The organism is Glutamicibacter sp. NPDC087661, from assembly GCF_044743275.1.
Classification (GTDB): Bacteria; Actinomycetota; Actinomycetes; order Actinomycetales; family Micrococcaceae; genus Glutamicibacter.
Genome location: NZ_JBIUWE010000002.1, coordinates 267,717 through 293,141 on the forward strand (window position 1 = coordinate 267,717; position 25,425 = coordinate 293,141).

General features: G+C 64.3%; 23 protein-coding genes. 5 read left to right on the top strand and 18 right to left on the bottom strand.

What is annotated here, in order from left to right; genetic code table 11:
• Nucleotides 1-70 precede the first annotated feature (70 nt).
• The 8 genes from ACIOTN_RS08050 to ACIOTN_RS08085 form a co-directional block, all read right to left on the bottom strand.
• A complete protein-coding gene (locus ACIOTN_RS08050; RefSeq protein WP_105656223.1) occupies nt 71-1,549 on the bottom strand; it encodes an amino acid permease in 1,479 nt (492 codons plus the stop codon).
• Nucleotides 1,550-1,563: 14 nt separating this feature from the next.
• Nucleotides 1,564-2,979 (bottom strand): aspartate ammonia-lyase, encoded by a 1,416-nt coding sequence (locus ACIOTN_RS08055; RefSeq protein WP_402735105.1) that lies wholly within the window; start codon nt 2,977-2,979, stop codon nt 1,564-1,566.
• Nucleotides 2,980-3,026: 47 nt separating this feature from the next.
• Nucleotides 3,027-4,022: an asparaginase gene (locus ACIOTN_RS08060; RefSeq protein ID WP_286134627.1), complete on the bottom strand. Its 996-nt coding sequence runs from the start codon at nt 4,020-4,022 to the stop codon at nt 3,027-3,029.
• On the bottom strand, nt 4,019-4,723 hold the full coding sequence (locus ACIOTN_RS08065; protein WP_105656225.1) for a FadR/GntR family transcriptional regulator: 705 nt from the start codon (nt 4,721-4,723) through the stop codon (nt 4,019-4,021). Before ACIOTN_RS08065 ends, ACIOTN_RS08060 begins: the two co-directional genes overlap by 4 nt.
• A gap of 136 nt (nt 4,724-4,859) precedes the next feature.
• Nucleotides 4,860-5,297 carry an SRPBCC family protein gene (locus ACIOTN_RS08070; protein ID WP_402696875.1) on the bottom strand — a complete coding sequence of 146 codons (438 nt, stop codon included), beginning with the start codon at nt 5,295-5,297 and terminating at the stop codon, nt 4,860-4,862.
• 9 nt (nt 5,298-5,306) lie between these two features.
• A complete protein-coding gene (locus ACIOTN_RS08075) occupies nt 5,307-6,287 on the bottom strand; it encodes a TIGR03086 family metal-binding protein (RefSeq protein WP_402735106.1) in 981 nt (326 codons plus the stop codon).
• Nucleotides 6,284-6,622 (bottom strand): helix-turn-helix transcriptional regulator, encoded by a 339-nt coding sequence (locus ACIOTN_RS08080; RefSeq protein WP_105656228.1) that lies wholly within the window; start codon nt 6,620-6,622, stop codon nt 6,284-6,286. The genes ACIOTN_RS08075 and ACIOTN_RS08080 overlap by 4 nt, the downstream gene beginning before the upstream one ends.
• 136 nt (nt 6,623-6,758) lie before the next feature.
• Nucleotides 6,759-7,709 carry a beta-ketoacyl-ACP synthase III gene (locus tag ACIOTN_RS08085; protein ID WP_402735107.1) on the bottom strand — a complete coding sequence of 317 codons (951 nt, stop codon included), beginning with the start codon at nt 7,707-7,709 and terminating at the stop codon, nt 6,759-6,761.
• Nucleotides 7,710-7,957: 248 nt separating this feature from the next.
• On the opposite strand from ACIOTN_RS08085, the gene ACIOTN_RS08090 reads away from it, so the two are divergent.
• A complete protein-coding gene (locus tag ACIOTN_RS08090; RefSeq protein ID WP_402735108.1) occupies nt 7,958-8,788 on the top strand; it encodes a metallophosphoesterase family protein in 831 nt (276 codons plus the stop codon).
• A 64-nt stretch (nt 8,789-8,852) separates the two neighbouring features.
• The gene (locus ACIOTN_RS08095; protein WP_105662014.1) at nt 8,853-9,413 is read left to right on the top strand and encodes a histidine phosphatase family protein; all 561 of its coding nucleotides are present in this window, start codon (nt 8,853-8,855) and stop codon (nt 9,411-9,413) included.
• A 98-nt stretch (nt 9,414-9,511) separates the two neighbouring features.
• On the opposite strand, the gene ACIOTN_RS08100 is transcribed toward ACIOTN_RS08095, so the two are convergent.
• The 5 genes from ACIOTN_RS08100 to ACIOTN_RS08120 all read right to left on the bottom strand — a co-directional run bounded on the left by ACIOTN_RS08100 (nt 9,512) and on the right by ACIOTN_RS08120 (nt 15,414).
• Nucleotides 9,512-12,034, bottom strand: coding sequence for a hypothetical protein (locus ACIOTN_RS08100; RefSeq protein WP_402735109.1), 2,523 nt, complete (start codon nt 12,032-12,034; stop codon nt 9,512-9,514).
• A 238-nt stretch (nt 12,035-12,272) separates the two neighbouring features.
• Complete coding sequence (locus tag ACIOTN_RS08105) at nt 12,273-13,442, bottom strand: acetyl-CoA C-acyltransferase (protein ID WP_402735110.1); 1,170 nt, start codon at nt 13,440-13,442, stop codon at nt 12,273-12,275.
• Nucleotides 13,439-14,089, bottom strand: a complete 651-nt coding sequence (locus ACIOTN_RS08110) for a 3-oxoacid CoA-transferase subunit B (RefSeq protein ID WP_402735111.1) — start codon at nt 14,087-14,089, stop codon at nt 13,439-13,441. Before ACIOTN_RS08110 ends, ACIOTN_RS08105 begins: the two co-directional genes overlap by 4 nt.
• 2 nt (nt 14,090-14,091) lie before the next feature.
• Entirely contained in the window at nt 14,092-14,796 is a 705-nt protein-coding gene (locus ACIOTN_RS08115) for a CoA transferase subunit A (RefSeq protein WP_402735112.1), read from the bottom strand.
• A gap of 162 nt (nt 14,797-14,958) precedes the next feature.
• Complete coding sequence (locus ACIOTN_RS08120; protein WP_402735113.1) at nt 14,959-15,414, bottom strand: VOC family protein; 456 nt, start codon at nt 15,412-15,414, stop codon at nt 14,959-14,961.
• Between the two features lie 102 nt (nt 15,415-15,516).
• Between ACIOTN_RS08120 and ACIOTN_RS08125 the strand changes: the two genes are divergently transcribed.
• The gene (locus tag ACIOTN_RS08125; RefSeq protein WP_402735114.1) at nt 15,517-16,305 is read left to right on the top strand and encodes an IclR family transcriptional regulator; all 789 of its coding nucleotides are present in this window, start codon (nt 15,517-15,519) and stop codon (nt 16,303-16,305) included.
• 107 nt (nt 16,306-16,412) lie between these two features.
• Nucleotides 16,413-17,513: an alanine racemase gene (locus tag ACIOTN_RS08130; protein WP_402473593.1), complete on the top strand. Its 1,101-nt coding sequence runs from the start codon at nt 16,413-16,415 to the stop codon at nt 17,511-17,513.
• A gap of 9 nt (nt 17,514-17,522) precedes the next feature.
• On the opposite strand, the gene ACIOTN_RS08135 is transcribed toward ACIOTN_RS08130, so the two are convergent.
• Nucleotides 17,523-18,701: a DNA topoisomerase IB gene (locus ACIOTN_RS08135; protein WP_105656237.1), complete on the bottom strand. Its 1,179-nt coding sequence runs from the start codon at nt 18,699-18,701 to the stop codon at nt 17,523-17,525.
• Between the two features lie 27 nt (nt 18,702-18,728).
• Here ACIOTN_RS08135 and ACIOTN_RS08140 point away from each other — a divergent pair, with 27 nt between their 5' ends.
• Complete coding sequence (locus tag ACIOTN_RS08140) at nt 18,729-20,417, top strand: long-chain-fatty-acid--CoA ligase (protein ID WP_402735115.1); 1,689 nt, start codon at nt 18,729-18,731, stop codon at nt 20,415-20,417.
• Here the strand turns inward: ACIOTN_RS08140 and ACIOTN_RS08145 are convergent.
• The 4 genes from ACIOTN_RS08145 to ACIOTN_RS08160 are packed head-to-tail and all read right to left on the bottom strand — an operon-like array spanning nt 20,414 to nt 25,403.
• Nucleotides 20,414-22,009: an ABC transporter ATP-binding protein gene (locus ACIOTN_RS08145; RefSeq protein ID WP_332498842.1), complete on the bottom strand. Its 1,596-nt coding sequence runs from the start codon at nt 22,007-22,009 to the stop codon at nt 20,414-20,416. The genes ACIOTN_RS08140 and ACIOTN_RS08145 overlap by 4 nt on opposite strands.
• Nucleotides 22,006-22,803, bottom strand: a complete 798-nt coding sequence (locus ACIOTN_RS08150) for an ABC transporter permease (RefSeq protein WP_332488873.1) — start codon at nt 22,801-22,803, stop codon at nt 22,006-22,008. The genes ACIOTN_RS08145 and ACIOTN_RS08150 overlap by 4 nt, the downstream gene beginning before the upstream one ends.
• The gene (locus tag ACIOTN_RS08155) at nt 22,800-23,732 is read right to left on the bottom strand and encodes an ABC transporter permease (RefSeq protein ID WP_105656241.1); all 933 of its coding nucleotides are present in this window, start codon (nt 23,730-23,732) and stop codon (nt 22,800-22,802) included. Before ACIOTN_RS08155 ends, ACIOTN_RS08150 begins: the two co-directional genes overlap by 4 nt.
• 6 nt (nt 23,733-23,738) lie before the next feature.
• Nucleotides 23,739-25,403 (bottom strand): ABC transporter substrate-binding protein, encoded by a 1,665-nt coding sequence (locus ACIOTN_RS08160; protein WP_402735116.1) that lies wholly within the window; start codon nt 25,401-25,403, stop codon nt 23,739-23,741.
• Nucleotides 25,404-25,425 lie beyond the last annotated feature (22 nt).

Consider the following 25,425-nt stretch of genomic DNA (forward strand, 5'->3'; position numbering starts at 1 on the left):
GCCCGGAACGCAAGAAAAGACCGGCCCGGAAGCAGCTCTAGGCTGCTTCCGGGCCGGTCCCGGGATCCTGCTACCGCTGGTTGGCCGGCTGCTCGTTGTGCAGCCGCGCCTTGGCGATCTCGTTGATCCGTCCGCGGCACAAGTACCAGCCGCCGATGATCAACGGGATGATGACCACCAGCGAGGCAATGGTCCAGGTGCCGATGGGATTATCGAAGGCCATCATCACCAGCACCAGGGCCAGGAAGCCCAGGGTGACCCAGCCGGAGACCGGAGCCAGCGGCATCCGGAAGCCGGGGCGCTGCTGCTCGCCGCGCTTGGCGGACTTCACCAGCGCCATCTGGCACAGCACGATCATCCCCCAGGAGGCAATGATGCCGATGGCCGCGAAGTTCAGCACGATCTCGAAGGCCTTGGCCGGGACCACGGCGTTGAGCACCACGCCGAACACGGCCACCACAGCGGTGATCACGATGCCGCCGTAGGGAACCCCGGCCTTGTTCATCCGCCCGGCGAATTTCGGCGCCGAGCCGTTCAATGACATGGAGCGCATGATGCGCCCGGTGGAGTAGAGCCCGGCGTTCAGCGAGGACAGCGCCGCGGTGAGCACCACCAGGTTCATCACCACGTCCATGCCCTGCACGCCGATGGATCCGAAGAAGGTCACGAACGGCGATTCCCCGGCGCTGTACGCGGTGTAGGGCAGCAGCAGCGAGAGCAGCACCAGCGAGCCGACGTAGAATACGGCGATGCGGATGATCACGGTGTTGATCGCCTTGGGCATGACCTTTTCCGGATTCTCCGTTTCGCCCGCGGCGGTGCCGATCAGCTCGATGGAAGCATAGGAGAAGACCACGCCCTGCATCAGCACCAGCACCGGCAGCAGGCCATTGGGCAGCAGCCCGCCATTGGAGCTGAGCAGCGAGAAGCCGACCTCATGTCCTGCCAGCGGCGTGCCGAAGATGACGAAGTAGCAGCCAATGATCAGGAAGGCCACCAGGGCCACGACCTTGACCAGTGCGAACCAGAATTCCATCTCGCCGAAGGCCTTGACCGAGATCAGGTTCATGGCCAGCACCACGGCCAGCGCCAGCAGCGCCCAGAGCCACTGGGGCACCGAGCTGATCCACCCCACGTACTTGCCGAAGAAGCCCATGTACAGGGCCACCGCGGTGATATCGACAATGGCGGTCATTACCCAGTTCAGCCAGTACAGCCAGCCGGTGGCGAAGGCCGCCTTCTCGCCGTAGAACTCGCGGGCGTAGGACACGAAGGAACCGGTGGACGGGCGGTGCATGACCAGTTCGCCCAGCGCCCGCAGGATCAGGAAGGCGAAGAAGCCGCAGACTGCGTAGCTGATGACAATGCCCGGTCCGGCTTCGGCCAACCGGCCGCCGGCACCCATGAACAGCCCGGTGCCGATGGCGCCGCCAATGGCGATCATCTGCATCTGCCGGGAGGACAGGCCCTTGTGGTAATCGTTGTCGCCGGCCGTCAGCGCGGCATCGGGGACGTGCGCCGCGGTGGCGTGCGGAGTGGAATTATCCATATGATTCCTCGGATCTAGTCGGTGAGGTTGGCGAGGCGCTCGGGGGAGAGCAACTCATTGAGGTCTTCGGCCGAGAGCAGGCCGCGTTCGAGCACCAGCTCGGCCACGCCGCGCCCGGTGTGCAGCGCTTCGAGGGCCACCGAGGTGGATGCCGCGTAGCCCAGCCGCGGGTTCAGCGCGGTGACCAGGCCGATGGAGTTCTCCACCTCGCGGCGCAGCGCCTGCTCGTCCACGGTGATCCCGTCGATGCACTTGTGCGCCAGGGTCAGGCAGCCGTTGGCCAGGTGCTTCAGGGAGAGCCCGATCGAGTGCACAATCACCGGCTCGAAGGCGTTCAGCTGCAGCTGCCCGCCCTCGGCGGCCATGGTCACGGTCAAGTCGTGGCCCACCACCTGGTAGGCGATCTGGCTGACCACTTCCGGGATCACCGGGTTGACCTTGCCGGGCATGATCGAGGAGCCGGACTGCACGGCCGGCAGCTGCAGGTCGTTCAGGCCCGCGCGCGGACCGGAGGAGAGCAGGCGCAGGTCGTTGCAGATCTTGGAGATCTTCAGCGCCACGCGCTTGAGCACGCCCGAGAGGTGCACGAACGCGCCCACATCCGAAGTGGCTTCGATCAGGTCCGGGCTGGTGGTCAGCGGCAGGCCGGTCAGCTCGCGCAGGTGGCGGCAGGCGGCCTCGGCATAGCCGGCCGGGGCGTTCAGCCCGGTGCCGATGGCGGTGGCGCCGAGGTTGATCTCGGTGACCAGGCACAGCGATTCCTCCAGCCGCGCCCGGTCCTCGCCCAGGGTCACGGCCCAGCCGCGGAACTCCTGGCCCACGGTCATCGGCACGGCGTCCTGCAGCTGGGTGCGGCCCATCTTCACCACGGTGCGGAACTCGGCGGCCTTGGCGATGCACGAATCCTGCAGCACCTCGATGGCTGCCAGCAGCGGCTGGGTGGCGAAGTGCGTGGCGATGTTCACCGCGGTCGGGTAGGCGTCGTTGGTGGACTGCGAGAGGTTCACATGGTCGTTGGGGTGCAAGAAGGAGTACTCGCCCTTGGCATGGCCCAGGATTTCCAGCGCCAGGTTGGCGATGACCTCGTTGGCGTTCATGTTCGTGCTGGTGCCGGCCCCGCCCTGGATCGGGTCGATGATGAACTGCTCATGCAGCGCCCCGCCGGCGATGGCCTCGCAGGCCTGGTCGATGGCGTTCGCGCGCTGGGCGTCCAGCAGCCCCAGCTCGTGGTTGGCACGCGCCGCGGCCTGCTTCACGCGCGCCAATGCGCGGATCAGGTGCGGGTTGCCGGACAGCTCGGTGCCGGTGATGTCGAAGTTCTCCTTGGCGCGCAGCGTGTGCACGCCCCAGTAGGCATCCGCCGGGATATCGCGGTCGCCGATCAGGTCATGCTCGCTGCGGGTCTGGCCGCTGAGCAAGGTTTCAGGCATGGTGGATTCTTCTCCAGGATTCGTTGAAATGGTTGGAACGGAAAAAACTACAGTGCGGCCAGCAGGCCCACGGGCGCACCGCCGCCGAAGGCCGGGCTGGTAGCCAGCGGTTCAAGGGCGATCGCGGCCTCGGAGCCGAGGTGCTCGGCGAGCAGCTTGGCGGTGATCGGCATCCGGGCGCGGTCCGAGCCGTCGGCGATCTTCACGGCCAGCGCGCTGCCATCGGGCAGGCCCACGGCCTGGATGCCCTCGAAACCGTCCTTGGCCACGGAGCCGGGCACCGCGCGCATCAGGGCGGTGACATCGCGGCCAACGCCGGCTACCAGTTCCGGGTAGCCGGCCATTGCCGCGGCCACGCGTGCCTCGGCGGTGCCTTGCGCGGCGCTGGCCAGCTTGCCGAAGGCGCGGGCCAATCCGGCCAGGGTCATCCGGTAGACCGGGGTGCCGCAGCCGTCGGTGCTCACCCCGGAGATCTGTTCGCCCGAAAGATCCTCCACGGTGTCCTGCAGCAGCTGCAGGAGGCGCTCGTCGTGCAGGTAGTTGGCGGTGTCCCAGCCCTTGAGCTCGCACAGGGCCGCCAGTGCGGCGTGCTTGCCCGAGCAGTTCTGCGCGAGCGCGGTGGCCTTGCCGCCAGCGGCCAGGTAGTCCTGGCGCTCGGCAACGCCGTAGGGCAGGTCGGTGGAATTGCGCAGCGCTGTGTGGTCCAGGCCGGCGGCGGCCAGCGTGGATTCGGCGACCTGCAGGTGGCGCGGGCTCCCGGAGTGGCTGGCCGAGGCCAAGGCCAGCTGCTGGTCGTCGAGCTGCAGTCCGGCGCGCAGCATGCCCACGGCGAACAGCGGCTTGAGCGCCGAGCGCGGGTAGAACGCGGCCTGGGCATCGCCGCGGCTGGCGGCGATGGAGCCGGCGGGATCCAGCAGCACGGCCGAGCCGTAGTGGATGGACTCCACGGCCTCGCCGCGGGTGGCGATGACCAGCGGTTCGTGCTGCGGCAGTGCCTCAACGACCAGCGAAGCGCGCAGGGTCTGGGGATCGGCGGGGGTCACTTCTTGCTCCTGACTATGGTGGATACTGCTTGCTGCACCGCATTGAGGTGCTTGGCCATCGCATTGTTGGCCGCTTGCGGGTCTTGGGCGGCGATGGCCTGGTAGATTTCCTGGTGCTCCGAGTTCGACGGCGACCGGCGGCCGGCAACCAGGTTCACGGTTTCGGACTGGCGGGCCATGGCCTCGCGGATGTCCGCGACGACCTTGGAGAACACCGAGTTGCCGCTGGCCTGGGCGATCGCGGCATGGAAGGCGGCGTCCAGCTCGACCCAGGCTGCCGGGTCGTCTTCCTGCTCCATCGCCTCGATCAGCCCGCTGATCCGCTCCAGGTCCTCGGCGGTGCGCCGGGTGGCGGCGAGGGTGGCAGCCGGGATCTCGATATGCGGACGGGCTTCGTGCAGGTCGTCGGAGGAGAACGTGCCCAGTTTCAGCTCGCGGGTGGGCCGGTGGGAGACCACGAAGGTGCCGCGCCCGGTTTCGGTGCGGGTCAGGCCCAGGGCCGCGCAGGAGCGCAGCGCTTCGCGGATGACCGAGCGGCTCACGCCGTAGTCGGCCGCGAGGGCAGCTTCGGATCCCAGTTTCGCACCGATGGCGATTTCCTGGGCTTCAATGGCTAGGCGGAGTGCATGGAAGACGCCTTCGGCAGCGGATCGTCGTTCGATCGGTTGCTGTCCGGGTGTCCAGCTGTCAGACAGGTTCACGTGTACCAGTCTGGGGTGTGATCCACTTAACGTCAAGTCGAGAACTGGAGCAATCGGGAATGCTCAGGTCAGTGACGCGCGAACACCGCGGACACGATGCCACAGGCAAGGTATCCGCGGTGTTCGCCGCTGGTCCTCAGTCTTTCTCCAGGATGCTTTTCAGCGCCCGGAGATCAGCCATATTGGCTCGCCGCATCATCATTTCCATCAGCGGGCCGGCCAGTTTGCCGAAGCCAGTTGGCTCGCCGTCATTGCGCAGCTGGACCCGGGTCGCCGTTGGCCCTATCGCTTCGAAGCGATAGGTGGTGCGCATGGGAAACGGGCCCTGCGCGGTGGCCATGACCAGTTCCTCGTTCTGCGCGAACCTGGTGACTTCGTAGGTGTAGGAAAGCTTCCGTCCAAGGAACCTGGCTTCGAAGGCGGTGCGTGATCCGAGGCCGAAGCCATGGGGATCCAGCCGGCGCACCGAGTGGATATTCCGGTACCACGCCGGAGCGTTCAGCGGGTTCATCGCGTAGCCGGCCACCACCGAACGTGGCCGGTCGATAGCGATGCTCGTGGAGGCATCAACCATGGGAGGTCCTCAGGCTCCTGCGGGAACGCGGCCGGTGAACGCAATCAGGCGATCCAGGCTGCTGGCGGATTCGGCGACCATGGTTTCTTCCGCGAAGGAACCGGAGGTGCGCTGAGCCGGTCCCACAGTCTTACGTGCCAAGCCCAGTACGTATTCCGCGTGGCCAGGATGGATCGCGAACTCCTGGCCGGTCGCCTGGGCGAAGTCCCACCCGTGAACCATCAGTTCCAGATTCAGGATCCCGGCAACCACTGAAGCCGGCATGACAGCGAATCCGAGATCAATCTCGCCGGCAACGCCGCGAGCGGCAAAAGCCTCCAGGGTCGGCTGCACCAGGTTGGCGATGCGTGCTTCCGGCGCCAGGGCCGGGTCATCGGATACCGCAGCGCCCAGGGCACCGCCGATCATCGAGACCGAACCCGCAAGGTGATCCAGCAGCTCGCTCACGGAGAACTCGGAGCAGGGAGTGGCTTTGGCCAGGTCCGCTGCGCAGATGTTGTTCAGGATGAACTGCAGGGCTGCCACGGAGCCCTCGGCGGAAACGATCGGATTCTGCGGCTCGGGCACGGCGTTCCACTCGTCGATGGCTGCTTCGCCGGTTTCGGCAAACTCCTTCAGCCGATCCAGGAAGTGGTTCCATCCCTCGGCGTGGCCCGAGGACTGCTCGGCGTCCAGCCCCTCATGGCGCAAGGTCAGGGCCGTGCCCTGATCCAGCGGTTCCAGGTTGATGAAAACCGTCGAATCGCCGGGCGGAACGGCATCCGAACCTTCCCATCCCATGGTGAAGACCAGGCGCTTGCCGGGCTCGATTTCGGTGAAAGTGCCCGAGGCCTGGTGGCCCGGACCCATGGTGAAGCGGTAGCTGCCGCCGGTCTGCAGGTCAACGCGGTTGGCAACGGTTTGCCAGCGGCGAAGGCGTTCCCGGTTGGTGACCAGTGCAAAGGCGGTGTCGGCGTCAACGGGGAGGATGACTGTTCGTTCAAAGCTCATGGCTTTTCCCCTGGTGGCTGGTGCGGTGGCCCATTGAACGACGCCAATTCGGCGGCCTCGGCAACGAGCAGGTCGAGTTCGGTATTCCAGAACGAGTCAAGGAGGGCCTTGAGCTTCGTGATGCCTGCAGGGTCCAGCGAGTAGTAGCGGCTGCGGCCATCCTTGCGGGCTTGCAGCAGTCCTACGTCAATCAACAGCAGCAGGTGTTGCGAGATGGCGGAGCGGCTGACGGCGAAGTTCGCGGCCAGTTCCGTCACCGTGCGTTCCCCGGAACCCAGCAACTGAATCAAGCGCCTGCGCGTTGGCTCGGAAGCGACTTCCAGTAGATCAAGCATGAAAAATACGTTAGCAGTCACTAACGCGTTGTTGCAAGGGGTTCGGAGCAGCTTTTTAGGCTGATGCGGAAGGCACCGTTAAAGCACTAGTGGGCGCCACGGCAAAATGCCGTAGCGCCCACTCATGGCGAAATACTTAAGGGATCGTGATGATCTGGCCGGCGTAAGCCAGGCCGCCACCGAAAGCGAAGAGCAACGCCTTGGAACCCGAAGGCAATGGCTCATCCGAAGCCATCAACTTGGAAAGAGCCAGCGGAACCGAAGCGGCCGAAGTGTTGCCCGAGTACACCACATCGGTGGCCACGCGCGCGTTCGGTGCGCCGATCTTCTCTGCCAATGGCTCGATGATGCGCAGGTTGGCCTGGTGCAGGACAACGGCATCCAGCTCCTCAGGCTTCATGCCGGCACGGTCGATGATTTTCGAAGCGATCTTCGGCAGCTGCGTGACGGTCCAGCGGTAAACGCTCTGGCCGTTCTGCGCGAACTTCATGTTGTTTTCTTCTTCGATGCGCACTGCATCGGACAGGGATGGAACCGAACCCCAGACCACCGGCGAGATGCCGTTGTCTTCCGATGCGGTGATCACGAAAGCGCCAGCGCCGTCCGCGGTCAGCACGCAGGTGGTGCGATCGGTGAAGTCGGTGTAGTCGGTGAGCATCTCCGAGCCGATAACCAGGGCATTCGTCGCCGAGCCAGCGGCAATGGCGCCCTGGGCCAGGCCAACGGCGTGGGCAAAGCCTGCGCAAGCCACGTTCACGTCCACCGCTGCCGGCCCTTGGTCCATGCCCAGGGCGTTAGCTACGCGTGCGGCCATGTTCGGCGAACGGTCCGTAGCGGTGCAGGTGGCGACGATGATCATGTCGATATCGGCTGCCTTGATGCCAGCTGCGTTGCCCAGCGCCATCTCTGCGGCCTTGATGGCCATGGAGTCTACGGTTTCAACACCGGTTCCCCAGCGGCGTTCTTCGATGCCGACACGTCGGGTGATCCATTCATCGCTGGTTTCCACCAACTTTTCCAGCTCGGTGTTAGGGACGATGCGCTCTGGCTGGAAGTGGCCAAAGGCGACGACTTTGCTGCCGGTCATGGATATAGCTCCTCGGTGGATTCAAATCTTCTCTTCTAAGATTAGTCGTTTTGGATGCTACTCGCCGTTCATATGCGCCAGAAAGCATGTGTCAGCCAGTTTTACCTGCCTTCCATGGCCGATTTGTCCGATTATCGGCAAAACCCCGATTCTTCAGGACTTCATATGGCGTCGACGCCCTGTTCACCTGCTGGCCAGAACCCCGGCGTTCAATGGGATGATATGCAGCAGCCGTGAAGGAGGAAAAAATGGAACCTCTGACGATAATCCAATTGAGCGACACCCACCTGCGTCCCGAAGGGCAGCTGCTTCACGGATCCATTGATTCGTGGCAACGAACAGAACAGGCGCTGGAAGCAGCCGCGTGCCTGGATCCGGATGCCATTGTGGTGACCGGCGATATCGCAGACCGCGGTTCGGACATCCATGAGCGGGCCGCAGGGATCTTCAACCAGGCCCAGCGCGAACTGGATTGCCCGGTCATCACCATTCCGGGCAACCATGATCCGTTGGGCGCGATTGGAGAATCCTTCAACACCAGGCGTCTGTCCACCGGTCCGCATCCAGCCGACACGGTGCACGAGGTCCTGGGGCTTCGGATTATCGGCTTGGACAGCGGGGGATTCCAGTTGGCCCGGGGACGCTTGGAACAGCGGCAGCTCGATTGGCTTGCCTCGCTGCTGGCGGTTCCGGCGCCGCGCGGATCCCTGCTTCTGCTGCACCATCCTCCGGTGGAAGCCGCCAATGAAGCCCGCGCCGGCCGCGGGCTGGAGAACCCGATGGAGCTGGCGGCCATCGCCGCCGGAAGCGATATCCGTGCAATCCTTTGCGGCCACTACCATCAGGCGTCCACCAGCCAGCTGTTGAGCACCCCGGTGTTCATGGCTCCTGCAGTGTCCTACAACATGAATCCATTTGCCCCGACGCAGATCGTTGACGAGCCCGCAGCGGGATTCAATGTCATCAAGGTCGGGGCGAAATCGGTCGACGCGTTCGCTGCAACCAGCGGCCAGTACGCCGCGCTGCACGCGAGCACCCCGCTGCCAGCGCCGGTCAAGAGTTCGCAGACCGGCAACTGACTTCAAGAACACTACTTCGCACCGGGCACCTGTTGCTTCGGTGCATGCCAGAAAGAAGAAGACGATGAGCGCAAAGAACCTGATCCTGATCCGCCACGGACAGACCGAATGGAACAAGGCAGGACGCCTGCATGGACGCAGCGACCTGCCACTGAACGATACCGGCATCCGCCAAGCCCAGCAGCTGGCCACCGAGCTGGCACCCGAAGGTACTTGGGACGCGGTGTATTCCTCCCCGTTGTTCCGTGCCCGCCAAACAGCGCAGATCCTCGCCAATAGCCTGGGCATCCGTGCCCTGCACGAAAACCAGGAACTGATGGAGCAGGACTTCGGCGATCTCGAAGGCACCCTGGTGGCCGATGGCGCCGACGAACAGCGCCAGCTGCTGGTTGGCACCGGAGAAACCGAAGAGCATCTGGTGGGGCGTGCAGTGAACGCATTGTTCAAGATCTGCCATCAGCATCCCGGGCAGAACGTGATGGTCGTGAGCCATAGCGCCTTGATCTGCTCGGTAATCGCCGCGCTCACCGGCGAAAGCAATCCGCGCATGGCCAATGGAACCTATGTCGAGCTGGATGCGCAGCTACTGGTCAACCACGTCTCGCGCGAACCGCTGTGGCATTAGGAAGCAAAGGGCAAAGCCGCGTGCCGGCCATGGATCATGGCCGGCACGCGGCTTTGCGTTCTAGTCAGCGGCGGGCTAGCAGCAGCTGAAGCAGCGGCTTACCACCAGGATGCGCCTTCGACGGTGACCTGGGGCTTCTCGCCGTACCAATCCACGCTGCCCGTGAAGCTGCGGGTGAGCTCTTCTTCGTCGTAATCAATGAACTCCGTGTCATTGAGCTTGTACTTGAAGACGATCTCGGAGCTTGAGAAACTGCCCGATTCCTCGATGGCCACGCTTTCAGCATGCGACTTCACAGAGAACGATGCGATGTCCTTGGACTGCAAGGTGCTCGGGCAACCGTCATCGAGGTTGGTTGGAACGGTCACGCAGGCAGTAGCGAACTTCTTGACCTCATCCAGAACCAGCTCGTCGAGCTTCTCGGTGGTGGTCGTAACCAGCGCCGCCTGTGCCGGCTGCGAATCAGGATGGTTGACGCGCAATTCCTGCGCTTCGCTCGTCAGGTATTCATTGCCAGGCGCTGAGACATCATAGATGCCCGGGTAGGCATAGAAGCTGCCGGTGAAGGAACGTCCCTCGCCGTAGTAGTCCTCGCTTTCAAGCAGCTTGACCTTGGCCTTGCCGACAGTGACTTCCGAGCTCTTATCGGAGGTGATCTCCACCGGAACAATCAATGCTTCATTGAGCACCCAGGTATCGAGCAGGCCGAAGTCCTTGTCGCCCGCGTCGACATTGAAGGAGCGTTCGTGGCGCTCGCCGTTGATGGAGTAGATCGCTCGCACACGGGCCGAGTCCTTGCCCTTGGATTCCTCGATGACATCAACGAGTTCCAAGCGCTGCTTGGCGTTGCCCAGGACATCGTCGCTGAGCAGGACGCGCGAGGCGTTGTCGATCCCCGGGTCGACCATCTCGGTCGCCTTGCCGGCCTGGCCCTCGGCAAGCAGCGCGAGGTATTTCTCAACTTCAGCTTCGGGCTTGCGCTGCCCGTTCAGGTAGGCGATGGCACCGAAGCCCAGACCGGCAATGACTGCCAGCGCGAGAATCGAGAAGCCAACGGCCTTGGCCTTCTTCTTGGATTCTTCCGAGGCCGGGGCCAGCGCCGGAGCCGGTTCACCAGCCATCGGCTGGCCGTTGGCGGACACGGCAGGGGTGGATTGGGCTGCGGCGGCAACTGGAGCAGCCTGGCTGGGTGCGGCTGCAACCGGCGAAGCCGGAACAACGGCGGGTGCCTGGCCGGAAATCCATCGCGCTGCGGCGTCCTTGCCGGCAATCACTGCCAGCAGGGATGGGGCGAAGCGGTAGACCTGCAAGGGCAGGATTTCTGCCAGCAGCGAGACAGCTGCGGCCCCGAGTGCCAAGAAGATCACCGAGTACCAGGTGATGCCGTAGGACATGCTGCCGCTCATGTTGCCCATCTCGTTGGCGGTGATAGCGCCACCCAGGGAGATGTTGGTCAGCCCGGCAAGAATCATCCACAGGACCAAAGCCGCTACCGGCAGCTGCCAAGCGCGCTGCAGGTTGAAGCCAGCGGCCAGTCGACCACGGTGCACGCCAATACGGATAGCCGCCAGGAGTACCAGGATGACGCTCAGGACCAGGAGCCAAGCACCCTTGCCGTCGGCGATATCCCAGATGCGCAGGACGGATTCGGGCATGGCGTCGGCGGTGTATTCGCCCAGGAAGCTGGCCATGCCGGAGACATTCGGAGCCAGCGCCCCGAGGAAGCCCAGCGCTGCCACATATGAACCGATGGTTCCCAGCAGCGGGAGCAGGATCAGGCCCAAGCTCCAGGGCATGTCATCCGGACGCTGGGTGAATGCGGCAATGATGCCGACCAAGGCGAAAGCGGCCAAGGTCGAAACAGCCAGGGCCACGGCCTCGCGGACCCCAGTAAGCAATGGGGATCCGGCGTTGGCGCGCTGGGGCGCGGTGGCAAGGAACTGCGAGAAGAAAACGGCCAAGGCAATCGTGAAGAAGACACCTGCATATCGCGGGGACACCGCGGCGGAGAAGAATTCGCCACCCTGGATGCTGAGCTTCCCGAAGAGCGCAATGACCAGGAAGACCAATGACAGGACCAGCGCGTGCAGTCCGGAGGCCAATGCAGCGCTCTTCCATCCGCCGTTGCGTGCGCCACGACGCAGCTTGCGCACGATCAGGTAGTTCGCGGCGCAGATTGCCACGATGGAGGTGACCGAAACGAGGGCGAATGCGAGGCTGAGCTCGCCGAACATGCCGAATCCGCCTCCGGATCCGGTGATCTTCAGCCCGCCGCCCAGGACGGCACCGAAGACCATGATGAAGGCCTTGAAGGAATTGAGCTGGGACGCCACGTTGAATTCAGCGGAGCTGCCGCCACCGATCTCCTTGGCCATCGAGGCCAGGGGGATCAGGTAGCAAAGAGCCAGGACGATGCCAATGGCCGCAATGGCGCCGGCTTGGAATCCAAGAAGCTGCAGGCTGGCACGGGACTTCAGTTCCAGGACCGCGTTGGTGAATTTCCTGACCTGCCGGTTCTGCCCGGCATTCTGGAACGGATTCGCCGGTGCCGCCGGCGCTGGCAATGGATCCGAAGGTGCCGGTGGCACCTTCGGATCATCAGGCAATTGCGTATTTTCCAAGGTGAGTCCTCACATGGTGCGATGATGGCATCACATCCGGGCGTTCTTGGAAACTTAAAGTCGAACAATTGGAATATGACCTTCCAATTACATAACAAGTAAGTGGAAGAACAAAGTCCAGTTAAGAAACATGCGGCGGGTTAAGGAGCGAGTTCCGCCTTTCACTTCACCGGTAAAAGGAAAAGCCGGTGCGGTTGGATCCCGACAGACCCAACCGCACCGGCTAATCGGACAGCGGCTACAGCGAACGCAGCACCATTGCGGTGCCCTGGCCGCCGCCACCGCAGATGCCGATGGCGCCCAGCGAGCCGGCCGGCATCTCGTGGAGCTGGCGGGCCAACGTGCCAATGATGCGTGCACCGGAAGCGCCGATCGGGTGGCCCAGGGCAATCGCGCCACCATGCGGATTCACGATGGAGGCATCGAGACCCAGTGCCTTGGTGGACTGCACCGAAACAGCGGCGAACGCCTCATTGATTTCGACGGCCTTCAGATCCTGGGCTTTGGCGCCGGCCTTCTCCAGGGCTGCGCTGATGGCATTGGATGGCTGCTCGTGCAGGGTGCGGTCCGGGCCGGCAACGAAAGCGTGCGAGAGGATTTCAGCCAGCGGCTCCAGGCCCAGGCGCTCAATGGCCGCATCGCTGGCCAGCACCACGGCTGCTGCGCCGTCGGTGATCTGCGAGGAGTTGCCCGCGGTAATGGTGCCTTCCTTGGCAAAGGCCGGACGCAGCTTGCCCAAGGATTCCACGGTGGTTGCTTCGCGGATGCCATCATCTTCGCTGATCGTGGTGTCGCCGCGACGGCTGGAAATGGTAAATGGCGCAATCTCGCCGGCTGCGAAATCTCGGGCCGCGGCAGCGCGCTGGTGGGATGCGGCCGAGACCGTATCCTGGGCCTCGCGGGTCATCGACAACTTGGCATTGTGCTCCTCGGTGGAAGCGCCCATCGAACGCTTCTCGGCAGCATCGGTCAGGCCGTCGTATTCCAGGGTGTCAATCAGTTCAATGGCACCGTATTTGGTTCCGGCACGGGCGCGCTGCACGTGCGGAGCCAGCGACATGGATTCCTGGCCGATAGCCAGGACAACGTCTGCCTCGCCGCTATCGATCAGGCGGGCCCCTGCCACAACGGCCTCGGCACCTGAGAGGCATACGGCATTCACGGCGATGGCCGGAACGTCCAGCGCAATACCGGCACCCACAGCGGATTGGCGGGCCGGGTTCTGGCCGGCGCCACCTTGCAGCACCTGGCCGGCGATGACTTGCTGGACTTCGCTGGGATCAACTCCGGCACGTTCCAGCGCGGCCTTGCCGGCATGGGCGCCGAGCTCGGTGGCCGGGACGGAGGCGAAGGCGCCGTTGAATTTCACGAATGGGGTACGGGCGTAGCCCACAATCTTTGCGGTCATGCTTTCAGATCCTCCACAATATCCACGGCAAATTCTGCTGCCGTGATGTCCTTGATGGTTTCCACGCTTTCACCCGGGGCTACTGCACGCAGGGTCAAGGTCGAGTTTTCTATATCAAACACTGCTCGGTCGGTGATGATGCGGTTGACCACGCCGACTCCGGTGAGCGGCAGGTCGCATTTCTCCACAATCTTGGATGTCCCGTCCTTGGCCACGTGATCGGTCAGAACGATCACGCGCGGGGTGCAGGCGACCAGGTCCATGGCGCCGCCCATGCCCTTGACCAGCTTGCCCGGGATGGTCCAATTGGCCAGATCACCGTTGGCGGCCACTTGCAGGGCGCCGAGGATCGCGGTCTGGACGTGGCCGCCGCGGATCATGCCGAAGGAGGTCGCCGAATCGAAGAAGCTGCCGCCGGGCAGGATGGTCACGGTCTGCTTGCCTGCATTGATCAGATCCGCATCTTCTTCACCTTCATAGGGGAAGGGACCCATGCCCAGCAGGCCGTTTTCGCTTTGCAGCTTGACCGAAACGCCTTCCGGCAGGTTATTGGCCACCATCGTGGGGATTCCAATACCGAGATTCACATACTGGCCGTCGGTTAATTCGCTAGCGGCAATGGCCGCCATTTCATCGCGTGTCCACATGCTCAGGCCTCCTTTCGGCTGCGCACGGTGCGCTGTTCAATGTCCTTGACCGCATCGGCCTGCACCAGGGTCTGCACGAAGATGCCGGGGGTCTCCACCAGCGACGGATCCAGGTAGCCCTCGACAATTTCCTCGGCTTCGGCGAAGGTATGGCGGCCGGACATGGCGGCCAGCGGGTTGAAGTTCTTCGAGGTCATCCGGTAGCGCAGGTTGCCTTCGGCGTCGGCCTGGTGCGCCTTGACCAGTGCGATATCGGCAAAGATGCCACGCTCGAGGATCGCTGGCTTGCCGTTGAATTCCATGACTTCCTTGCCTTCGGCGATCGGAGTTCCCACGCCGGTGGGGGTGAAGAAGGCGGGAATGCCCACCCCGCCAGCGCGCAAGCGCTCGGCCAAGGTGCCCTGCGGGCAGAATTCAACTTCCAGGTCCCCATCGAGGAACTGCTGTGCGAACAGCTTGTTCTCCCCGACGTAGGAGGCCAGGACCTTGGAGACCTGCTTATTTTCCAGCAGGATGCCCAGCCCCTTGCCGTCTACGCCCATGTTGTTTGACACGATGGTCAGGTTGGTTGCCTTCGAATCCCGCAGTGCGGTGATCAGGCGGTTGGGGATGCCGGAGAGGCCGAAACCGCCTACTGCGATGGTCATGCCATCCTTGACGACGGCAGCCAAGGCGGCGGCTGCGTCATCCCGAAACTTCGATGTCATCGATTCCTCCATGTGTCCACTATGTGGAGCGCGGATCTGCTTATCCTCTAACGTACGTAGTCGCAGGTGAGCATGCAATAGACCCGGTGCATTGCCGGGTAACTGGTCGGATGGTGAGGAGGAATGGCCAAGCGGTCCATATTATGGACGCATCTGAAAGGGCTAGACGATGTCGAACTCATTGCCTTCGATATCGAACATGCAGATAGCGAAATGGCCCATCTCCGGCATGTCGTGAACGGTGCGGACTTTGGCCCCCAGAGCCACCAGGCGCTCCGCCTCGTCGGTGATGATTTGCCTGCGTTCCTCGAAGCGAACGCCGCGGCCGCCGCTGACCAGCAAGTCCAGATGCAGGCGATTCTTGATGCTCTTGGCCTCCGGTACCTGCTGGAACCAAATCCTCGGCCCACCACCTTGCGGATCGACCAGCGACTCCGGTTCATCACCGGTTCCGGGCGGCAATTCATCATCCGGCACGCCCATGGACTGCCAGTAGGCGCGCCACGTGGGATGCCCCTCCGGGGCGGGCTCGGGAACGTAGCGCAAGGCTTCGGCCCAGAACCGGACCATTGCTTGCGGGCGGGCGCAGTCGACGACGATTTGCCATGTATTTTCCATGTGCTGAATTATCCGCCGACCAGCTCGATAGCAACAGGGGTACGGCGACAAAGTATGAAGCGGGAATTATCCGGCCCGGAACCGATCGTCCATAATGTGGTCATGAGCAATTCCCCGGCTGGAACCCAAGTCGTAGGGCGGCTGGCCGCCGTGCTTCGCACCGTGAGCACCGCAATGCCCGAGGGCATCACCACGACGCAAACTGCCCGGAGCACCGGTTTGGCCCGGCCCACCGTGCATCGCCTGCTCAGCGCGTTGGCCACCGAAGGATTCTGCGACCACGATCATCGCACCGGCCGCTGGCTGCTTGGCCCCGAGCTCTACCTCATGGGAGCGGTGGCAGCCGAGCGCTACGACATCAGCGAACTGGCCCGCGAGCATGTTGCCGCGCTGGCCGAGGCGACCGGGGAAAGTGCGTTCCTCTCGGCGCGGCGAGGGGAGGAAACCGTGTGCTTGCTGCGCCAGGATGGAGCCTTTCCCATCCGCTCGTTCGTGCTGTATGAAGGACGGCGCTTCCCGCTGGGAGTCGCTTCGGCCGGAATCGCGATCCTTGCTTTCCTGCCTGAACAGGGCATTGAGCGCTACCTGCGCGATGCCGATCTAGAGCCAGGATATGGGCCGGCGCATTCGCGCGAAGAGCTGCGCAAAAAGGTCGCCGAAACCCGCCAGCTGGGCTATTCGGTCAACCCCGGCTTGATCGTCGAGGGCAGCTGGGGCATGGGTGCTGCGGTTTTCGACAACTCGGGACAGCCTGCCTGGGCACTGAGCCTGACCGGGATCCACACGCGCTTTGAAGCGGACCGCCGCGAAGAGCTGGGCAACCTGCTGCTGCACCACGCGCATGAGTTGTCCACCAAGCTGTCGGCCCGGTCAAGCATGCTGCCACGCTAGTTTTTCCTTCCCCTGTACAAAGCTTCCTGCGGTAATCTTTCAGATCGGCGGGAATGCCTATTTCCAGGATTCCCCGTGACGCAGCCAAGTGCAGAAGGACGGAAAATTTGGGCACTATCCCGGCCGGAATCAACACCCCGCAGGTCATCGTTGACGTAGCGAAGCTCCAGCAGAACATTGACCGGGTGGCCCACCGGGTGGCGAGCCAGGGCCTGAAACTGCGCCCGCATGCCAAGACGCACAAGATGCATGAAATCGCCGAACGCCAGATGGACGCCGGTGCCGCCGGACTCACCGTGGCAACTGTCGGCGAAGCCCTCGCGCTTGCGCTGCACGGGGTCGCGAAGATCTTCATCGCCTACCCTCTGTGGGTCAATGAATCCCAGGCGGCACGCATCCTGGAGCTGATGCGCCGTGCCAAGCTGAGCATCGGCACGGACTCTGTCCAGGCCGTGCAGCAGATGGCCAGGATGCTGGGGGAGAAGGCCTCCAAGATCAAGCTCGTCATCGAGATCGACAGCGGCCATCACCGAAGCGGCACCAGCCCGCAAGGCGCGGTGGAAATAGCCGATGCCGCCCGTGCGGCAGGCATGCGCGTGCATGGGATCTTCACTTTCCCCGGCCACAGCTACTCGCCGGACGGCATCGACGCGGCACTCAACGATGAGCACAAGGCCCTGGCCGAGGCAGCGTGCCTGCTGCGCGAGGCCGGGCATGCCATCAAGCGCATCAGCGGGGGCTCCACCCCGACCGCCGAACTGAGCGACAACTCGGTGCTGACCGAGGTGCGTCCAGGGGTGTACGTCTTCGGCGATGCGCAGCAGTTCGAGCTGGGGCGCGTGCGCTGGGAGGATATTTCCCTGACCGTCGCGTCCACCGTGATCAGCCGCCATGAAGGCGATGGGCAGATTCCCCGGCGCATCGTGCTGGACGCCGGCAGCAAGGTGCTCGGAGGCGACCGCCCGGCCTGGGCCACCGGATACGGGCGCATTGCCCAGTGCCCTGAAGCCCGCATCAGTGCACTATCGGAGCATCACGCCACCGTGCTGTGGCCCGAGCACTTGGACCTGCCGGCCCACGGCGAGCAGCTCCACGTCATCCCGAACCATGTCTGCGTCGCGGTGAACCTGGTCGACAACGTGCTGGCAGTGCATGAGGACGGCACCAGCGAGGTATGGGATGTAGCGGCCCGCGGACTGAACTTCTAGATTCTGAACCTAGCTGGCCCTTTCAAGGAACCGCAGCAGGCAGCGCGAAGCCGGATCCAAATGGTTCTTGGTCCCCAGCTGCCGTTTGGAACGGCGCAGCGCCGCCAATTTTTCCGGATCGTCCGCCAGCTCCAGCACACGGGGATCGATATAGGAGCCGGCCGCGATTTCGGGAGTATTGCCCAGTTTTCCGGCGGCCTGCTCGATGGCCAGCTTGCGCAGATTCCTGGCATCATCGGCAGCCATAGCCGAGGCGGGAGCCTCGATCAGTGCCCTGAAAGCCGCTAAGCTGCCGCCCCAGGTCCTGAAGTCCTTGGCGGTGAATCCGCTACCCAGATGCTCCTCGAGGTACCGGTTGATTTGCGCAGGCTGGAGCAGGTGCGAGTGCCCATCGTCATCCAGGTAGCGGAAAAGCTCGTAGCCCGGCTGATCGCGCAATTGGACCAGTACTCGCGCCAGTCGCCGGCTCCTGATTTTCACATGCTGCTGCTGGCCGCTCTTGCCGGGAAACTCGAGGGTGGCGCAATGCCCTTGGACCTCCAGATGCTTGGCTCGCAGCGAAGCGGCCCCGAACGATTGGTTGGAACGCGAGTAGGCGTGCGTGCCGATGCGCAGCAGATGCAGATCCAGCAGCAGGACCACGGCCGCAGTGACCCTGTCCTTGTCGTTTCTTCCCCGGCGCAGATCCCGCAGCAGCTGGCGGCGGAGATTGGGCAGTGCGCGGCCGAACGCCGGCAACCGGTCGAATTTGGCGGCATCCTGCCGCTCGCGGAAATCGGGGTGGTAGATCATCTGGGTGCGTCCTGCCGCATCGATTCCGCGAGCTTGGACCTTGGCCCGCGCACTGGCCGCGATCTGGACCTGTTTCCATGCCGGCGGGATCGACAATTGCCTGATCCGATCCAGCAGGTGCTGGTCCTTCACCGTGCGTGCCCCTTCCAGGTAGAAGAAGCCAGTTCCCGCGCGCCGGCGCGTGATGGGAAGCCGTTTGCTTCGGCGTGCTGGCATGGATGCCTCCCGGTAGTTGCGTAGCCGTGCAATCACGCACACGCTATCGCCGATCGCTGCCCTGCTCCGGGTGTTCGCAGGAAAATCCCAGCTGTGCGGTGCCGGGGCATTGACGCCAGCGGGCGGATCCGCCACCTGCAGCGCGTCGTTTGCACCCGGGAAGACCTGGAATCGCGCCATGTCCCGTAACAGGGCATGATTGGAGGTATGGAAAATAGTGCTGCGCCCGCATGGGTGGCAAATTACCAGCCGGGAGTCCCGGCCGAAATCGAGCTGCCCACCGAACCGCTCAGCCGCATGTTCGAGCGCTCCGTGCGTGAAGCCGGCGAGAGCCCGGCGACCGAATTCTTCGGCCGCCGCACCAGCTACGCCGATCTGGGCGCGCAGGTAGCCAAGGCCGCCGAGGGCCTGCGCAAGCTCGGCGTGCGCGCCGGCGACCGCGTTGCGCTGATCCTGCCCAACTGCCCGCAGCACGTGATCGCCTTCTACGCGATCCTGCGCCTTGGCGCCGTCGTGGTGGAGCACAACCCGCTGTACACCTCGCGCGAACTGCGCCACCAGTTCGAGGACCACCAGGCGCGCATCGCGATTGCCTGGGACAAGGTCGTGGCCAACGTCCAGGAATTCCCCAAGGACGTGCAGCTGGACTCGATCGTCTCGGTCAACCTGCTCGAAGCCTTCCCCGCGGTCAAGCGCCTGGCGCTGAACCTGCCGGTCAAGAAGCTGCGCGAGACCAAGGCGTCGCTCACGGCCCGCACCTCGGGCACCGTGGCATGGAAGGACCTGCTCTCCGGTGCGCAATTGGATGCCAACCACCCGCATCCGGATGTCGATGACCTGGCGGTCATCCAGTACACCTCGGGGACCACCGGCCACCCCAAGGGCGCCATGCTCACCCACTTCAACCTCTATTCCAACGCCTTGCAGGGCGAGGCCTGGATGCTCGGGGCGCAGGAGCGCGAGGAAATCCTCTACGCGATCCTGCCGATGTTCCATGCCTTCGGCATGACCCTGTACCTGACCTTCGGCGTGAAGAAGCAGGGCCTGCTGGTGCTCTTCCCGAAGTTCGATCCGCAGATGATCCTGGATGCCTGGAAGAAGTCCCCGGCCACCGTGTACTGCGCGGTGCCGCCGATCTACGAGCGCACCGCCCTGGCGGCCAAGGAGCGCGGCGTCTCGCTGAAGAGCGCCAAGTACTGCATCTCCGGGGCGATGAACCTGCCCGACCATGTGGTGGAGCTGTGGGAATCGATGTCCGGCGGCCTGCTGGTGGAAGGCTACGGCATGACCGAGTCCTCGCCGGTGGCCTTGGGCAACCCGTTCCACCCCAGCCGCCGCACCGGCACCATCGGCGTGCCCTTCCCCTCGACACTGATGAAGGTCGTGGACGTGGAGGACCCGAGCCGGGAAGTGGCCCAGGGAGAACCGGGCGAATTGCTGATCAAGGGCCCGCAGGTGTTCCAGGGCTACTGGAACAACCCGGAGGAAACGGCCAAGGCCAAGACCGGGGACGGCTGGCTGCGTTCGGGCGATGTGGTCACCGTGGACGAGGACGGCTTCGCCCAGGTGGTGGACCGCGCCAAGGAGCTGATCATCACCGGCGGCTTCAACGTTTCACCGACCGAGGTCGAGATCGCCCTGCGCCAGCACGCTGACGTGGCCGATGCCGCGGTCTTCGGAAAGCCGCTGGCCCGCGGCGGCGAAATGGTGGTTGCCGCAGTGCAGCTCGAAGAGGGCTGCGGGCTGAACGAGGACGCGCTGCGCGCCCACTGCCGCGAGCTGCTGGCCGCCTACAAGGTGCCTAAGCGCATCGTGCAGATCGATGAGATGCCGCGCTCGCTGCTGGGCAAGATCCTGCGCAAGCAGGTCAAGGACCAGATGGTGGATCTGGTCTAGCGCAACCGCGGCATCGCCGAAAGCAGCAGTTTCGTGTAGTCGTGCTGCGGGGCGCCGAAGACCTGGTCAGTAGAGCCCTGCTCGATGATCTTGCCTTCATGCATCACCGCAACCAAGTCGCTCATGTGCTCGATCACCGACAGGTCATGGCTGATGAACAGGTAGCTGGTTCCGGTGTCCAGCTGGATCCGATCCAGCAGGTCCAGCACCGTGGCTTGGATTGATACATCCAAGGCCGAGACCGGCTCGTCAAGGACCAGCACCTGCGGCTTGGGCGCTAGCGCACGGGCAATCGCCAAGCGCTGGCGCTGCCCGCCGGAAAGCTCGCGCGGGTTGCGGCCCAGCAATTCGGTGGACAGCTCCACTTGTTCGAGCAGTTCAGCCACCGGCTTGCGGTACTCGGCTGCGCGCTTGGACTTGCCGCGGCTCAGCGCATCGGCCAGCAGCTGCCCCACCGAATAGCGCGGATCGAAAGACCCCAACGGGTTCTGGTAGATCGCGCCCATTTGTTCGCGCAGCTTTCGGCGCTGGGATTCGAGGGCCGGGGCAAAGTGCTCGCCGAGCAGCTGGACGTTGCCTGCATCAGGCTTCTGCAAGCCCAGCACCATGCGCGCGGTGGTGGTCTTCCCGGACCCGGATTCGCCGACAACGCCCAGGGTCTTGCCCCGGGGCAGTTCGAAACTGATCGCATCCACGGCCTGGTGCTTGCCGAACGTTTTGGACAGCTGCGTGACTGATAACGCGGGGACAGTAGTGGCGGGTGCTTCTGGCGGTGGTGCCGTTAACTGCTTGCTGGCTGCCGACAGTGGGGCGAAGCGCGGTATCCCCGAAGGCACGGCCCGCAGCAATTGGCGGGTGTACTCGTGCTGCGGGTCGCCCAGGATCTGCCCGGTGCTGCCGGCCTCAACGATTGCACCGTTGCGCATCACCGCGATGTCGTCGGCCAAATGCGCTACCTGGGCCAGATCGTGGCTGATCATCAGCACGCCGCGGCCCTGCTCCTTGAGCTCGCGCAGCTGCGAAAGGACCAGTGCTGTCAGCGCAGAGTCCAAGGCGGTGGTTGCCTCATCGGCGATGACCACCTGCGGGTTGCCGGCCAGGGCCTGGGCAATCAGGGCACGCTGGCGCATGCCGCCAGAGAGCTCGGTGGAACGCTGCTTGGCACGGCGCCCGGGCTCGGGCATGCGCACGGATTCCAGCACCTGGAGCACTCGCTGCTGGCGCTCGGATTTGGACATCTTGCCGTGCGCCTTGAGCGCATCACCGATTTCCCGGCCCACCGGGCGCAGCGGATCGAGCGCCATCAGCGCATCCTGCAAGATCATGGACACCGAATTCCCGCGGATCTGCTGCCAGCCGCGGTCGGCGAGCTCCAAGGCGTCCTGCCCGCAGACAGTCAGCTCGTCGGCTTTCGCGATGCCTCCGGACAGTCCCAGCAGGCTGCGGGCGGTGACGGATTTGCCCGACCCGGATTCGCCGACCAATGCGAGGCAACGTCCGGCCTGGACGGTGAAGGAAATGTTCTTCACCGCCACGGCGGAACCGAAACGGACCGAAAGGTCCTTGACCGTAATCAGTGCTGGCTCGTTCATGCAGTCCTTGCCCTTCCGCCCAGCGCGCGGCCAATCAGCGTGGCGCCTGCGGCCACGACAACTATCGCCAAGCCGGGGAACAAGCTCATCCACCACGCGAAGTGCAGGTAGGTGCGCCCGGCCGAAAGCATGGCACCCCATTCGGGAGCTGGCGGGGGAGTGCCCAAGCCCAGGAAGGACAGGGCAGCAGCCCAGATCACGGCTTGGCCGATCCCCAGGGTCACCAGTGCCAGCAGTGGCTTGAGGGCGTTGGGAACCAAGTGGTTGCGGACCAACAGCCACGTGCCGCGGCCCAGCACGGTGGCTGCCTCCAGCATTTCCGAGCTCTTCAGCGTGCGGATTTGGCTGCGCACCAGCCGGGCATATCCCGGTGCGGTGGACAGGCCCACCGCGACGATGGCCGGCCCGACACCGGGGCCGGTGAAGGCAATGATCAGCAGTGCCATCAGCAAGGATGGAATCGCGTAGAGCGCTTCGAGCACGCGCAGGATGATCTCGTCGAGCCAGCGCGGGGACAATGCCGCAACTGTGCCCAGGACGATGGCCAATCCCATGCCCAATCCTGTGGCCGCCAGGCCGATAGCCAACGAGTCGCGGGCACCATGGACGACACGGGTATAGATGTCGCGGCCCGATTCGTCGGTGCCGAAGAAATGCGCGGCGCCGGGTTTGCTGAATGCCTCGGCCGGGTTGATGGCCAATGGGTCGCCCGGGGCCAGCACCGAGGGAACCAGTGCGATGAGCACCCACAGGGCGATGAATGCGGCGGCGAAGATTTTTGCGGTGCGGCTCATGAGCTCGCCCCTGCCGGATTGATGGCTCGTTCGATGCCTTCGGTGATCGCCATGACCACGATGTAGACCAGTGCGGAGAAGAGTGCGATGCCGGTGACCATCGGGATGTCGCGGGCCAGCACCGCAGAAAGCAGCGAGCGCCCCAGGCCCGGTCGGGCGAAGATCGCCTCGACCACCACCGCGCCGGAAAGCAGAGAGGAGAAAGCCCAGCCGGTCAGGCCCAGGGCAGGCAAGGCGGCATGGCGCAAGCCATGGCGCCAGAAGACCGCCAGCCGGCTTTCGCCACGGGCACGCGCGGCCAGCGCGAACTGGCTGCCCAGGGCTGCGCTCAGCGAATCGCGCATCAGCTGGGTGAGGAACCCGGCCAGCGGCAATGCCAAGGTCAGCACGGGAAGTACCAGGCCCTGGGCGGTGCCGTTATCCACGGCCGGCAGCCAGCCGAGCATCGAGGAGAAGAGCATGATCAGCACCGCGCCGAGCCAGAAGTGCGGCACGGCGGCGGCAATGATCTCCACGATATTTCCCAGCCATGCGCCAAAGCGGTTGGCCCGCATGGCCGATGCCGCGAAGCCCAGGGCCAGCACCCAGGCGGCCGCCAGGGCCAGCAGCGCAAGCCAGAGGGTATTGGGCAGGAGATCGCCCATGATGCCGGCGACCGGCTGCTTGAGCGAATAGGAGGTGCCGAAGTCCAAGGTGGCCAGCTTGCCCAGGTACATCAGGTACTGGGAGATGAGCGGCAGGTCCAGTCCGTACTCGGCGCGGGCCGCGGCCAGCGCTTCGGCCGAGGCCTGGGAACCGGGGCCGCCCATGATTGCTTCGGCCGGGTCGCCGGGGATCAGCCGGATGGCGATGAAGATGGCGGTGGCCACCAGCCACAGCACCACCAGCGCGCCGCCGATCTTGCGCCCGGCCCAAGCAATCGTGCCCAAGGGGTGCTACTTGGTGATGAAGGTGTCGTAGTAGACCGGCGAAGACACCGCGGTGGTGGCGCCGATGCCGTGCACGTTCTTGCCGTAGAGGAAGTGGTTCTGCTGGTCGTAGAGCGGCAGCACGTAGTAGCCCTCCAGGACCAGCTTCTGGGCCTGCTCGTACAGCGCAGCGCGCTGGGCTTCATCATTGGCCTCTTCGGCCTGGGCCAGGATCCCATCGAGCTTCTCGTTCTTCACCTGCGCATTGTTGGCGAAGTAGCCCGATGGCGCCGGGACGGTCGAGTCGGAGTGGTAAAGGATGCGCAGCACCGACGGGCCGACCTTGGTGTAGGGAGCCGAGACCAGATTGTAATCGTGCTTGGCCAGGGCGCCGTACCAGCTGGACAGGTCCAGCAGCTGGATCTTCACCTCGAAGCCCACGGCCTTGGCCTGGGCCTGGAACTGCTCGAACAGGGACTGCTCGGCAGGAACCGACTGGTTGGTGGAGACCGGGAAGTCCAGCGACAGGCGCTTGCCGTCCTTCACGCGGTAGCCCTCGGCGTCGCGTTCGCTCCAGCCTGCTTCATCGAGCAGCGCGTTGGCCTTGGCCGCATCGGTGCCGAACAGCGATTCATCGGAGTAGCCCAGCGGCTCGGCTGACGACAGCAGCGAGTAGCTGCGCTCGGTGGTGCCGAAATAGAGGGCCTTGACGCCGGCGCTGGCATCCACGGAACGGATGAAGGCCTCGCGCACGCGCTGGTCATCGAATGGCGCCTTGGAGCTGTTCAGCTCCAGGCGGTTGGAAGCACCCGGGCGCGGGGCGTCCAGATGGCCCAGCGAGCCGTCCTGCTTTGCCGTGGCGATGGTGTCCGGCTGCGCGTTGTCAATGACATCGACTTCGCCCGAGACCAGGGCTGCGTAGCGGGTGGCGGCCTCAGGGATGAAGCGCCAGGTGATGGCCTCCAGATAGGCCTTGGAATCGGAGCGCTCCGCGTTCTTGACCGGCGGCACGTAGTCTTCGTTGCGGACCAGGTTCACGGCCTTCTGGTGCTCCCAGGATTCGACCTTGAACGGGCCGGTGCCTACCGGTGAGGCGCAGTTGGTAGCCTGGTCGCGTTCCAGCGCCTTGGGGGATTCGATTGCGGTCCATGGCATGGACAGCGATTCCAGCAGCGCGTTATCCGGGGCGGAGAGCGTCAGCTTGGCGGTGAGCTCATCGGCGATCTCGATATCCACGACCTTGCCCACGGCCAGATAGCCGGTGGAGGACGCGGTATTCGGATCCTTCAGGTGCTCGATGTTGGCTTCGATGGCTTTGGCGGTGAGCTTCGTGCCGTCGGTGAAGGAAATCCCATCGCGCAGGGTGATGGTGCGAGTCAGGCCGTCCTCGGAGACCTCGGTGCTTTCGGCCAGCCACGGGATGATCTTCCCGTCCGCATCCTTGGTGAACAGGGATTCGAGGTACTGGCTTGCTACCAGGGCTTGCGGGTAGTTGCCGCCCACATGCGGATCCAGGCAGGCCGGCTCGGCGTCGCCCGAAGCATAGACCAGGGTGCCGCCGGCAACCGGCTTCGCCTCCTCTGCGGGGGCATCGGGTCCTGCCCCTGCCGAGCAGCTGGCTAGAAGGGATCCAAGGAGCGGGAGCGCGATAGCGCAGCCAAGGATCCTGGACGCGCGCGAGTTTCGTTGCATGGGGAAGGGCTTACCTCGATGA